Annotated in this window: 12 protein-coding genes and 4 pseudogenes; 9 read left to right on the top strand and 7 right to left on the bottom strand. The window is 68.0% G+C overall.

The window, feature by feature from the left end; translation table 11 throughout:
* Positions 1 to 246: 246 nt before the first annotated feature.
* From RB628_RS37030 to RB628_RS37040, 3 genes are all read left to right on the top strand, one after another.
* A complete protein-coding gene (locus RB628_RS37030; protein WP_318325037.1) occupies positions 247 to 1644 on the top strand; it encodes an MFS transporter in 1398 nt (465 codons plus the stop codon).
* A gap of 191 nt (positions 1645 to 1835) precedes the next feature.
* The gene (locus tag RB628_RS37035) at positions 1836 to 2360 is read left to right on the top strand and encodes an aspartate carbamoyltransferase (RefSeq protein ID WP_318325038.1); all 525 of its coding nucleotides are present in this window, start codon (positions 1836 to 1838) and stop codon (positions 2358 to 2360) included.
* 55 nt (positions 2361 to 2415) lie between these two features.
* A complete protein-coding gene (locus tag RB628_RS37040) occupies positions 2416 to 2877 on the top strand; it encodes a GNAT family N-acetyltransferase (protein WP_318325039.1) in 462 nt (153 codons plus the stop codon).
* A gap of 71 nt (positions 2878 to 2948) precedes the next feature.
* On the opposite strand, the gene RB628_RS37045 is transcribed toward RB628_RS37040, so the two are convergent.
* Positions 2949 to 3614 (bottom strand): class I SAM-dependent methyltransferase, encoded by a 666-nt coding sequence (locus RB628_RS37045; protein WP_318325040.1) that lies wholly within the window; start codon positions 3612 to 3614, stop codon positions 2949 to 2951.
* 161 nt (positions 3615 to 3775) lie between these two features.
* The gene (locus RB628_RS37050; RefSeq protein WP_318325048.1) at positions 3776 to 4045 is read right to left on the bottom strand and encodes a hypothetical protein; all 270 of its coding nucleotides are present in this window, start codon (positions 4043 to 4045) and stop codon (positions 3776 to 3778) included.
* Positions 4046 to 4048: 3 nt separating this feature from the next.
* Here RB628_RS37050 and RB628_RS37055 point away from each other — a divergent pair.
* Positions 4049 to 4201, top strand: a pseudogene (locus tag RB628_RS37055) (integrase core domain-containing protein); the annotation flags it as partial.
* Between the two features lie 117 nt (positions 4202 to 4318).
* Here the strand turns inward: RB628_RS37055 and RB628_RS37060 are convergent.
* The 3 genes from RB628_RS37060 to RB628_RS42795 all read right to left on the bottom strand — a co-directional run bounded on the left by RB628_RS37060 (position 4319) and on the right by RB628_RS42795 (position 5661).
* Positions 4319 to 4762, bottom strand: coding sequence for a PIN domain-containing protein (locus RB628_RS37060; RefSeq protein ID WP_318325041.1), 444 nt, complete (start codon positions 4760 to 4762; stop codon positions 4319 to 4321).
* Positions 4759 to 5019: a CopG family transcriptional regulator gene (locus RB628_RS37065; protein ID WP_318325042.1), complete on the bottom strand. Its 261-nt coding sequence runs from the start codon at positions 5017 to 5019 to the stop codon at positions 4759 to 4761. The genes RB628_RS37060 and RB628_RS37065 overlap by 4 nt, the downstream gene beginning before the upstream one ends.
* A gap of 231 nt (positions 5020 to 5250) precedes the next feature.
* On the bottom strand, positions 5251 to 5661 hold the full coding sequence (locus tag RB628_RS42795) for an IS3 family transposase (RefSeq protein ID WP_412180786.1): 411 nt from the start codon (positions 5659 to 5661) through the stop codon (positions 5251 to 5253).
* A gap of 307 nt (positions 5662 to 5968) precedes the next feature.
* Here RB628_RS42795 and RB628_RS37080 point away from each other — a divergent pair, with 307 nt between their 5' ends.
* Positions 5969 to 6790, top strand: a complete 822-nt coding sequence (locus RB628_RS37080) for a PaaX family transcriptional regulator C-terminal domain-containing protein (protein WP_318325043.1) — start codon at positions 5969 to 5971, stop codon at positions 6788 to 6790.
* 104 nt (positions 6791 to 6894) lie between these two features.
* Positions 6895 to 7833, top strand: a complete 939-nt coding sequence (locus RB628_RS37085; protein WP_318325044.1) for a PHB depolymerase family esterase — start codon at positions 6895 to 6897, stop codon at positions 7831 to 7833.
* A 217-nt stretch (positions 7834 to 8050) separates the two neighbouring features.
* Here RB628_RS37085 and RB628_RS37090 read toward each other — a convergent pair.
* Positions 8051 to 8699 (bottom strand): annotated as a pseudogene (locus tag RB628_RS37090) (transposase family protein); the annotation flags it as partial.
* 47 nt (positions 8700 to 8746) lie between these two features.
* On the bottom strand, positions 8747 to 9943 hold the full coding sequence (locus RB628_RS37095; RefSeq protein ID WP_318325047.1) for an IS110 family transposase: 1197 nt from the start codon (positions 9941 to 9943) through the stop codon (positions 8747 to 8749).
* Positions 9944 to 10512: 569 nt separating this feature from the next.
* Between RB628_RS37095 and RB628_RS37100 the strand changes: the two genes are divergently transcribed.
* From RB628_RS37100 to RB628_RS37110, 3 genes and pseudogenes are all read left to right on the top strand, one after another.
* Positions 10513 to 11496, top strand: coding sequence for a ribosome-inactivating family protein (locus RB628_RS37100; RefSeq protein ID WP_318325045.1), 984 nt, complete (start codon positions 10513 to 10515; stop codon positions 11494 to 11496).
* A 42-nt stretch (positions 11497 to 11538) separates the two neighbouring features.
* Positions 11539 to 11734: pseudogene (locus tag RB628_RS37105) on the top strand (IS3 family transposase); the annotation flags it as partial.
* A gap of 286 nt (positions 11735 to 12020) precedes the next feature.
* Positions 12021 to 12243: pseudogene (locus tag RB628_RS37110) on the top strand (IS3 family transposase); the annotation flags it as partial.

The raw sequence follows: 12243 nt of genomic DNA on the forward strand, positions 1-12243 counted from the left end.
CCACGCCCGCGGCGCGCGCGATCTCGCTCAGGCTCGCCTCCGGGTTCCGTCCAAGGCAGTCGGCCGCCGCCTGCTCGATCGCCTCGATGCTCCGCAGGGCATCGGCGCGCTTGGCGTGGGTGGCGGTGCTCTTACTGGCCATGCGCCCACAGTACCCAGATAAAGCGAACAGACCCGTTTGGGTTATACCCCCGGGGCGCATAACGTGAACACACCTGTACGACTTAGATGCGAGAGGTGAGCGTCATGAGCGACACGGAAACCACGAGCACACACGCGCCGGATGCCCCCCATCCGCTGCGCTGGCCGGTCCTGGGCCTGCTGGGGCTGGCCCAACTGATGCTGATCCTCGACATCACCGTGGTGGCGATCGCGCTCCCCCACATGGGTGCCGAACTCGACCTGGACCGCGCCGCACTGACCTGGGTGGTCAGCGGCTACGCCCTCACGTTCGGGAGCCTGATGCTGCTCGGCGGCCGGGCCGCGGACCTGTTCGGTCCCAAGCGAGTCGTCCTGGCCGGGCTCGCCGTGTTCACCGCCGCGTCCCTTGCCGCCGGACTCGCCACCGGCGCCCAACTGCTGCTCGCCGCGCGAATCGCGCAGGGGGCGGGCGCCGCGATGCTCTCGCCCGCCGCGCTGTCCGTGGTGGTGCGGCTGTTCGACGGCGACGAGCGCAACCGCGCGCTGGGCATCTGGTCGGCGCTCGGCGGCGGGGGCGCCGCCCTCGGCGTACTGCTGGGCGGGCTGATCACGGCAGGTCCGGGCTGGGCGTGGGTCTTCTTCGTCAACGTCCCCGTCGGCCTGATCGTCCTCGTCTCGCTCGCCCGGATACTGCCCCGCCTGCCCCGCGCGGCCACCGGTTCCCTCGACGTTCCCGGGGCCGCCCTGGTCGCTGCGGCAACCGGCGCCCTCATCTACGCCCTGATCCGGGCCGGCGACCACGGCTGGCTCGACACTGTCACCGTCGTTCTGGTCACCTTCTCAGCAGCCGCCTACGCCGCCTTCGCAGCGTGGCAGCGCCGGGCGGCGGCGCCGTTGATGGACCTGCTTCTGCTCGGCAAGCGCCCGGTGGTGGCGGGCACCTTCGTGATCGCTGTCACCACGGCACTGATGGTGGGGGCCTTCTTCCTCGGCTCGTTCTACCTCCAGAACCATCAGGGCCACGGTGCTCTGACGACCGGCGTGCTGTTCCTGCCGGTGGCGCTGCTGACCACGGCCGCCGCTACCACCGCCGGCCGCGTGATCGGCCATCTGGGAGCCCGGACGCTGGCTGCGGTCGCCCTGGCTGTCGCGGCCGGCGGGTTCCTCGTACCGGTGCTCTGGTCCGGAACCACCGCGATGGTCACCGGCGTGAGCATCGCCTCGGCGGGACTGGGCGCCCTGTTCGTCGTCGCCTCGGCCACAGCGCTCAGCAGCGTCGCCCCCCACGAGGCCGGCGTGGCCTCCGGAATCGTCAGCACCTTCCACGAGTTCGGCGCTTCGGTCGGCGCCGCGGCCGTCTCCAGCGCCGCAGCCACGAGTATCGCCGCCCGCACCGGCACCCAAGCCGCCTCAGGCTTCGACGACGCGTTCCTCGTAGCAACAGGCGTGGCCGCGCTCTCCGCCGTCATTGCCCTGTGGCTGATCCCGTCCAGGAACGAGTAAGTCGAAGCCAGCGGAACCCAACGGCCTTCCAGGCAGCAGGTGCGGGCCGCACCAACACCTGCGAAGCCGCCGAGTACCGCTCTGAACCGTGGCGCCCGCCCGCCCGGCATCCGGACCACCCGGTTGAAGTGATCCCACCCGGAACGAGCGGCCGTACCGCACGCCCTCGAAAGTACTCACGGAGGCACTGGATGAACAACGGCAAGCGCCGACTCGTGACGGTCGGCATCACCGCAGGGGGCATCGGCGCCACACTGGCCGCAGTCCTGCTGCTCAGCGGCCCCGAGCAGGACCGTGACGACCGTCGGACCGACCGGCAGGAAGCGGTCGCCGAACGCGGTCAGACCGTGATGCCCTTCGACCTCGAACAGACCACTCACCACTTCACCCCCACCGAGACAGGCGGAGTCCAGGACGTCGTCGCAGACCGGCCCGACGAGAACCAGATCGGTCTCATACGCAGCCATCTCCAGCAGGAGGCCAAAGCGTTCAGCAAGGGAGACTTCGGCGACCCCGCCCAGATACACGGCGACAGCATGCCGGGCCTGGCGGAACTGGAAGACGGCTACGAGCGCATCGAAGTCCGCTACCGGGAGCGGCCCGACGGAGCCGCCCTCAGCTACACCACCGACGAACCCGCTCTGGTCGACGCCCTGCACGACTGGTTCGAAGCACAGCTCAGCGATCACGGCGACCACGCCGAGGCAGGACACTGACCATCGAGCCGAACACCAGGTCAGGCCCAGCACCGCGCACATCGCACGATCGGAAGTGGACAGCTTGAGTGAGCCTTACGAATTGAGCGTAGGCGTGCCCTCCGTCGAGGTCTTCCGCCGCTTGCGTACCGATGCCGGCCTCTCGGACAAAGACCCGGAAGCAGTCGCGCTCGCCCTTCCCAACACCTGGCACGGGGTGCTCCTCGACTACCAGGGGGAGCCCGTCGGCATGGGACGGATTATCGGTGACGGCGGTACCGCGTTCCAGATCGTCGACATGTGCGTACACCCCGCACACCAGGGACGCGGCCTCGGCAAGCGCATCATGGCCGCGCTCACCGACGAACTGGAGCGTCGGGCGCCCGCCACCGCCTATGTCTCGCTGATCGCGGACGGTCCCGCCCGCCACCTCTACGAGAAATTCGGCTTCGCCGACACCGCCACGCACGACTCGATCGGCATGTACCGCGTGATGGGCGCAAGCTCTGGGCTCAGCGGATCAAGGGCGGAGCCATAGACGGCACTGGGGCGGGAGGAAGGACTCCCGACGACGTCCTGCTGTTCGAGCAGGACACCTGATCTCGGTGATCACCGGGGCAGGGTCTGAGTGATGCGCCACAGTCGGCGCGGCAGGTCGCCTTCCTCGAAAGCGTGGACCTCGTCGAGGGTCCAGCCGGATGCGAGAGCCTCGACGAGGGCGCGGTCGAAGAAGTGCACGGCGAAGCCGCCGTGCTCGTAGATGTGGTCACCGTGGGCGGTACCGGTGCCACAGTGGGCGTCGCCGGTGTGGCGGACCGTGTAGACGAAGGCGCCGCCAGGCCGCAGCACACGGCAAACCTCGGCCACGAGGGCGTGGATCTCCTTCGTCGACAAGGCCATGCACAACAGCATGTGCGCGAACACCGCGTCCACCGAGGCGTCCGGCAGGGGCAGCGGGTCGCGAACATCGTGCACGACGGCGGTCACACGATCGGCCACCCCCTGTTGCCGGGCGGCGGCCCGCAACTGGTCAAGGCCGGTGGCGGAGAAGTCGCTGGCCTGGACGGTGAAGCCCTCGCGAGCGAGGTACAGGGCGTCGCGGCCATGCCCGGCGCCGAGCTCGACGACGTCACGAGCGCCGGCTTCACGGAAGACGCCGACGGCGTGGGCGGCAGCGACCGACGGCTTCTCCCCATACATGCCGGGATGGGCGGTGTAGGTGTGCTGCCAGTGCGCCCGCTGCGCGTCGGCCAGGTCCTGCCCGTCATCCGTCACGAACTCGCCCTCTCCAGGGGTGGGCCGAGCGGGCCCATGCTCCGACCCCGTCTACCCGAACAAAACCTACGCCTCCTGCTCGGCACGCCTCTGTACCGGCTCTGCCCACTGCGCCGACCGTTGAAAGCGGCAAAGAGTGGTGCCCCACGACGTTGCTCCACTCACTTAGCACCTGAGCGCAGTGCCTGGGCGATGGCCTGGCCAGTTTCACGAGCCGTAAGGTATGGGCGCACGTCGTGCGCCTTGGCGCCGTTATGGACCGAAAGATCACGGATACCATCCCCGAACGACGGGGCCAATTCCTTTGCGAGCGTGACGACGTCGCCCGGGTCAGCGATGTTGGTCCAGCGCTTCACTGGAGCCGGCCAGCTGGCGTGGCCGTTGACGGGCCGGGGCACGAGGCGCTCGAAGATGAGGTTGCGTACGGCCAAGGGGGAGCCCAACGATGGCCGGGAGCCCGGGCCGCCCGGCTCGCGGTCTTCCGCTGGGCAACCCGCTACAACACCCGAAGAAGGCACTCCAGTCTCGGCCAGATCAGCCCGATCACCTACGAACAGCGATCAACTACGCTGACCACCGCCGCATAACAACCGGTGTCCACGATCAAGGGTGAAGGCCCGCTCCGCACCCCCCGTATCACGTTCCGGCAGTCAGGGACCAAGCCCCTTGCAGGTGCGCGCGCTTGGCTACAGCCGAATCTCGTGTCAGAGCGGGAGGTCGTCGGGCAGTACCCGGAACGCCTTGTGGCGGCTCAACGGCAGTACGGCCCGGAAGTCCCGCCGGTCGAGGGTGAGGATCGCGTCGGTGTCGTAGTCGGCGGCGAGGGCCACGTTCACCGCGTCGGCGAGGTCCAGGTCGAGCGCGCCGTAGCGGACTCGGACGGACTGGGCGGCACCCAAGTGGCCTTCCGTGATCTCGGGCATGACAATCCGACCCCGGCCCATCCACCGCCGCAGGTCATCGATCGCACTGACGGCGGCTGCGCGCCCCAGCTCTCGCGTGGCCACGTGATCGAGTTCCGCCAGCAGGAGCGGGGACATCACCAGGAGACCGGCCGCCATGATCGCCTCGTTCGCCGCTCCGTGTTCCGGGTGCGTCAAGTCGAGAGCGGCCAGGAGGCCGGACGTGTCCGCAATAACGATGATCACGCGGCGGTTCCGGGGTCTGTCTCGCGGCGGACCGCATCGGCGACCGCGTCACGGACCTCAGCCTTGGTCGGCGTACGCCCCGACCCCTCGAACGTCCGCGAGAAGAGGGGCTCGTCCCAGACTCGATTCGCCATGGCCGCGAGATGGATCCCCTGTCGGATGATCTCGGCCTCGCTTATGCCCCTCCGCTTGGCCGCCTCCTTGATGATCGCCAGGTCTTCGGGGTCGGCATAGACGTTCGTACGCTTCATGGACATGTACCAAGAGTAGTCCATGTACTGGATTGATGTATTACAGAAATGAGCTGCGGACCTCGTCTGGACGGCGCCGCAAGGCTCAGCACGGGCAGCGGCAGGATGTCAACCGGTCTCGGCCCCTTCTACGCCTCAAGTTCCCTCAGCGGCGGGCGGGGGCTTCCAGCCGACCGGCCATCTCCTGGATGACGGCGAGGGAGTCCGATCTGGGCTGCTCAGCGGGGGACGTGGTTGTTACGCGGTGAGGGCTTGGTTTTGTTGGTAGCGCAGGCGCGTCTCGTGGGGCGTGAGGTAGCCCCAGTGGATGTGCTTGCGCAGGCGACATCTGTTGTAGAAGGTCTCGACGAAGTCGAAGATCTCGGTGCGGGCGGTGGCCCGGTCGGGCCGGAAACGGGTGCCGATCTCCTCTTTGAGTACGGCCCAGAAGCTCTCCGCGGCGGCGTTGTCGAAGCAGCTCCCGGTCCGGCCCACGCTTTGCAGATGCCCCAACTCGGCACTTCTGGTGCGGAGTTGACTGGAGGTGTATTCCGATCCGCGGTCGCCGTGGATCACGCAGCCGGGCTCCAGGCGGCCCAGCCGGGCGGCCATGTCCAGGGCGTAGACGACGAGTTCGGCGCGGTGGCGATCGGCCATCGAGTACCCCATGACCTCGCGTGTGGCCAGGTCCAGCCACGAGGCGAGGTAGAGCCAGCCCTCGGCACCAGCTCGGGCAACACCTCAGTGCCAGGGCCGTCGAACTCGTCGGCAGCGCGCCCCAACTCGCGCGTGGCCATTGAGAGTTCCACCAGCAGGAGCGGGGACATGTTCAGGAGGCCGGCCGCCGCTTACCCCACCTGAAGGTCGTCCTGGCGCATCCGTCCTTCCCCTGGCAGGACGAGGCCCTGGCGGTCGCGACCCGCCACGCCCCGGATACGATTTCGCCGACCGGACCGGGGTGCACCGTGGGAGGGCAGTGGACGCGCCAGACGATGGCAACGGGCACGTCGCACGTCCCGAGACGCTCCTGCTCGCCCTCTTCGGCGACCAGGTTCTCGGCCGTGACGTGGCCGTGTCGACCGGCAGTCTCATCGCGGTACTGAACCGGCTCGGCATCGGCGAGCACGCCACGCGCGCCGCCGTGGCCCGCATGGTGCGACGCGACCTCCTGCGGTCGATACGCCGGGGCCGCGAGGTGTTCCTTGGGCTGACGCCCCGTGCGGTCGAGGTGCTGCGCGACGGGCAGCACAGGCTGGAGGCCGATGCCGTCGACCGGGACTGGGACGGCCGCTGGACGCTGCTGGCGTTCTCGGTGCCGGAGACGCGTCGCGCGGACCGCCATGCCCTGCGGACCCGGCTGGGCTGGGAGGGGTTCGCGCCTCTGCGCAGCGGAGTGTGGGTCTCGCCGTGGGACACGGACGTCTCACCCGCACTGGCCGCGCTCGACCTGCTCGACTACGCCGAGGTCTTCCGGGCCGAGGCGGCTCTGTGGTCCGATCCCGCGCGGATCGCCCGGGAGGCGTGGGACCTGCCCACGATCGCCGAGGGCTACCGGCGTTTCCTCCACCGCTGGTCCGACCACGCCTTCCGCGACCTCGACGAGCTGTCGCAGCGCACTCTGCTGACCGCCGAGTGGCTGCTGGTGATCCGTCAGGACCCGCGGCTGCCGCTCGCTCTGCTGCCGCCGGAGTGGCCGGGTGTCCGGACGCAGGAGCTGTTCCACACCCTGCAGTCGCAGCTGGTCGGCCCCGCGGACGAGCTCGCCGCGGCGTGGCTTACGACCATCACGGACGCTTGAGGCACGGCGCCCCTCGCACTCTTCGGCAATCTTTGACAGACGATTGACGGTCGTCACGGGCATGCCTAACTTGCTCCTGGGGGCTACACCAGACAGGAGGCAGAATGACTCGCTTAAGAGGCACACTCACCGCCCTGGTCAGCGGTTTGCTGATCACCCTCGCCGGCTTCGCTCTCCCCACATCGGCGTCCGCCGCCACACTCGTCCAGGTGACCAACTTCGGTAACAATCCCGGCAATCTGCGAATGCACGTATACGTTCCGGATTCCGCTCCCGCCAGCCCGCCGATCGTCGTCGCCATGCACGGCTGCGGCGGTTCGGGCCCGGGCTTCGCCCAGGCGAGCGAGTTCAGTGGACTGGCCGATCGGTACGGCTTCATCGTCATCTACCCGACCGCGACGAAGCAGACGGTGATGGGCAACTGCTTCGACGTGTGGTCGCAGGAGTCCAAGACCCACGGTGGCGGCAGCGATCCGGCGTCGATCGTCTCGATGGTCGCCTACGCCGTGCAGCAGTACGGCGGCGACCGCGGGCAGGTCTTTGCCACGGGCAGCTCCTCCGGCGGGCAGGAAACCCAGGCCCTGCTCGCCGTCTACCCGGATGTGTTCCAGGCCGGGGCGTCGTTCATGGGGGTTCCGTTCACCTGCTTCGCGAACGCGGCCGACTTCCCGCCCACCACCAGCCAGTGCGTGAGCGGGAGCATGAACAAGACCCCGCAGCAGTGGGGTGACGCGGTCCGGGCGGCGTACCCGGGCTACACCGGGCCCCGCCCCCGAGTGCAGTTGTGGCACGGCACCGCGGACAGCCTCGTGCCGTACCAGCTCCAGCGCGAATCGGTCGAGCAGTGGACCGATGTGGCCGGGCTGAGCCAGACCCCGACCTCGTCGGACCAGCCGCAGCGCAGCTGGATGCGCGACAGGTTCGCCGACTCCAGCGGCACCGTGCGGGTCGAGGCCATTGGCGTCCAAGGCGCCGGCCACAGCCTGCCGATGAGCGGCATGGCCGCTGCGGCCATAGCGTTCTTCGGCATTGACGGCGCCTGACCCAGGTGACACGAGTTCGAGGAGAAGCACTACGCCGACCAGGCAACGGCCGAACGAACCTGAAACCCCATCAACCCGCCCTGACCAGCTGATCAGCACCTCCCGCACGCCGGGGAAATTTCAGACCGGCGATGTGATGAGGAGAAGGACCGTCACGTCGGTGTACTCGTGCTCGTAGAGGTCGTCTTGGCCGTCGTCTCCGGGAATGGCGTTCGGCTTGGCTTCGTTCACTTCCGATCTCACGCGAGGCGAGGGTGATGCCGTCGCCGTGGCGGACCGCGGACAGCACGAAAACCCGGCTGCCGTCAGGGCATCGTGCACCGCGCAGGCACTTGCCGTCCACCGCGATCGCCCGGCGCCCGCGGCGCACCGGATCGGCCTGGACGGCAGCCTGGTGGGCCCGGCGCTGTTCCCGCTCCCGGCCGCCGTCGGGCATCAGCGGCGCGGGAGTTGCGCCCTTGCCGGAGAGCAGGGATTTCAGGTAGGTGAACCCGGCCGCGCTGAGCTCGGCCGGATCGAGGCGCCCCAGCACGCTGCGCAGGGTCTTCTCGCTCGGCATCCGGTAGCGGCCCAGGAGCGGGTGGTAGGGCAGGCCGAAGGCGGCCAGTTCCTCGGGGGCCGCACGCCGGCACCACTCTGCCGCGGCGGTGATCGAGTCGTGGCCCGCGGGTGTCATCGCGCAGACCACCAGGGCGAGCAGGAGAAGAGCCGGTAGCGCACCCCGCTGGCTCCGCGCGGATCGGTGAGCGATTCGAACTCGGCTACCAGGCTGCGAACTTGATCCCTCGCGGCCTCCGCACCCGGGGCTTCCAGACGGGGTGAGGGACAGACGGGAGGAGCGAGGGGGATGATGGTGGGACGAACACGGCACCTTCGTGGATCTTGAAGTGTAGAGAACTTCCCAATGACGTTGTCAAGCCGTTGCCGTGACTGGTGGTGTGGCTTGGTAGCACGCTCCGTCGCGGATCATGGCCCACAGGACGTTGGCCCGGCGGCGGGCGAGTGCCAGCAGCGCCTGTTTGTGCCCCTTGCCCTCGGTCCGCTTGCGCTCATAGAACTGTTTCGAGGCGGGACAGTTCCGCAGGCTGGCGAAGGCCGAGAGGTAGAAGGCGCGGAGCAGGCCACGGTGGTAGCGGCGTGGGCGGCGGAGGTTGCCGCTGACGCGTCCGGAGTCGCGGGGGACGGGTGCGAGGCCGGCGTAGCCGGCCAGGCGGTCGGCTGTGCCGAAGGTGTCCATGTCGCCGCCGGTCGCCGCGAGGAACTCCGCGCTCAGCATGGTGCCCATGCCAGGAAGGCTCTGAATCACCTCGGCGTGCGGGTGCTCGCGAAACCGGGTCTCGATCAGGGCTTCGAGCTCGGTGATCTCCTCATCGAGGGCCATCACCCCCTTTGCCAGGCGGGCCACCATGGTGGCCGCGAGTTTCTCGCCGGGCAGTGCGGTGAACTGGGCCTCGGCGGCCTCCACAACGGTCCGGGCCAGGGCCGCGCTGTTGCGGACCTTGCGGTTCTTCAGCCACGTCGCGATCCGGGAGGCGCCGGCGCGACGGATCGCGGCCGGGGTCTGATAGCCGGTCAGCAACAGGACCGGCCCCTTCTTCGTCAGGTCCAGCGAGCGTTCCAACGCAGGGAAGATTTCCAGGAGTTGGGCGCGCAGGCGGTTGATCTGCCGGGTCCGGTCGCAGACCAGATCGGTGCGGCGGGTGACCAGCGTGCGCAGGTCGACCGATATCTCGTCGCCGGGCCGCAGCACGCCGAGGTCGGTGCGCATGCGGGCCTGGTCGGCGATGACGAACGCGTCCTTCGCGTCGGTCTTGGCCTGGCTCCGGTAGCCGGCCGAGGCGCGGTGGACGGCCAGGCCTGTGATGTAGGTGACGTGCTGGTCGTGACTGACCAGCAGACCGAGCAGGAGCGCGGCCCCGCCGTGGTTGATGTCCACCGCCCACAGCACATCCCGCGACAGCTCCAGTACGTCAGCGATGAGCTGGAGCAGCTCAGCCTCGTCGTTCAGGATCCGACGCGACAGCAGCCGCTTGCCCTGGGCGTCGATCACCACGCAGTGGTGATGTTCCTTGCCGATGTCCACTCCGGCCCAGATCTCGGGCACGGCCACCTCCGTCAGCTCGTCGTACATGAACCCAGCAGACGACCTCGCCGACGTTGTCCTACGAAGCGATCGCGTCGCGTCTCCCAATTAGCGGTCGAGTCGTCGCGGGGTTCCGGGCGGCCAAGTTCTCTGAGCCATCCAGCGGCGACTCCATGACAGCCATATCCGGAACCCCTGGGCCCCGCCGATCTTACGAATGACCAGCTCAGACCCACATCAAGAAAGGTAGGACTCCATGATCTACAGGTGCCGTGTTCGCCTACTTCCGGGGTCCACCGCCGACATCAATCAACCCAAGTTCGGACGAGCCAGGCAAGCGCCGGGGCCCTGACCGCTGCCCCGCTCCGGATGCCGCAGGTCCTCGACGTCGACGACTTCACCTTGTTACTCATCAGTGAGGACATTTGACTCTGGTGCCGCCCATTGCCCCAGCGGAGACTAAGACCAAGAAGGCTTACCTCAGGGGCATATGCAGGGCGGGACGCCCGCGTGCACCCAAAGCACTCTTCCCCAACGATACGGTCCGAGGATCCACTGAGGGCAGGAGAGCGCACCGACAGAGAAAGGGCACACGCATGCACTCGACCTCCGATCCGAGCCCGCCGCCGAGGGCGGGCAGCAGAGGGCACAGGCGAGGCTCCCGGTGGTTCAAGGGGAAGTTTCTGGCGCTCTTCCTCGCCGTTGCCACGCTGCTGGGCGGCGGCGCCCTGGTGGCCCCGCAGTTCCAGAACAAGGCCAGCGCAATCGACAACGACAAGGACATCACCTGGGACATCAACGGCGGCTTTTCGGCGTACGAGGCGATGGTCAAGGCGGTACGCCAGCGGGCGACCGGTGGAAGGGTGCTGAATGACGGAGTACTGCAGACCGACCCCAACCTCGATCCAAAGAAAACGAGAGGCGAAGATGGGGAGAGGTTTCCGAACATCTTCGCCCTCAACCTGGAGCACAGTGGCGTCGCAGGGTCCTCGGACGCGCCGCGCGTCCGTCTGCTCATGCGGGCACGGGACCTGTTCGTCATCGGCTTCGAGCTCACGACGCCAAGCGGGCCCACAAGCGACAATCTTCACTTCTTCAAGGGCGACGACCCCGGCTACCGGGGCGCGACGGGTGAAGCCCTCCCCAACGAGGAGAGCTACACGGGCAGCTACATCGATCTGGAGCGGGTCGGTGGCAGGAGTCGGTTCGGCTTTGAGCTCAGCGGGCCGGTGATGGAGCAGGCGTTCCGGGACCTGCGAGACCAGCGCAACCAGGCCTCAGTAGCCCGGGCAATGATGGTCTTCATCATGACCGTCGCGGAGACCGCGAGGTTCGACCCCCTGGAGCAGGCTTACAGGGCGCCCTTCGACAACGGCTCGCACACCATCACCCAATCCGAGGCAGAGCTGATGAACAGCTGGAGCGAGGCCTCACGGCAGATGACCAACAGCCTCAACAACGGTGCGGTCATCGACTTCGCAGTCAGAGACTCGGACCCCAATACGGTTGACTTCGTCGCGCAGACCCTAGGGTCGTTGTCCGCCATCCTCGCCATCTGCATTGTGCAGAACAGCCTGTGATGAAGGTGTGAGGTGCGAGGCCACATCGTGGCCTCGCACCTGTTGAAGAAGGAGAACGCCGAGCTCAAGTGGGCCAACGAGATCCTGAAGGCCGCGGCGATTTTCTTCGCAGCTGAGACCGACCGGCCACATCACGCTCGTAGCGTTCATCGACGTGTACCGGGACCGCTTCGGCGGCGTCGAGGCGATCTGCAGGTCGCTCACCGAGCACGACTGCAAGATCGCCCCTTCCACGTACTGATGATCTATCCGCGATGGCGGTCACCAGCCTTGCGTACTCGCAGGTCACGCTCGCAGGTCACGCAGTTGCGGTCAGACCGCCCCGGCCAGTTCAACCGTAGTGGTACGCCCACAAGAAACGCCTCGAAACTCCCTCCGCCCGTTCCGTGCGCGACGAGGAACTCGAAGAGCAAATCCAGGAGGTCTACACGTCCAGCGACCGCGTATGCGGGACCGGAAGATCTGGCGCGAGCTGAACGGGCAGGGGCATACGGTGGCCCGCTGCACCGTCTGTCGAGCTTCTGGTGCGCGAACTCGGCATCGCCGGCGCCGTCCGCGGCAAGAAGGTGATCACGACGATCGCCGGTCCGGCCGCCGGGCGGGCCCCGGACCTCCTTGACCGCGACTTCGTTGCCCGTGCCCCGAACCGCTGCTGGGTTGCCGGTTTCACTCGTGTCGCCGCCTGGAGCGGTGTCGTCTACGTCGCCTTCGTCGTGGACACAGCCGCAGACCGTTCGGCGTGGGTCG

The sequence above is a fragment of the Streptomyces sp. ADMS genome (genome assembly GCF_033441795.1).
Lineage (GTDB): Bacteria > Actinomycetota > Actinomycetes > Streptomycetales > Streptomycetaceae > Streptomyces.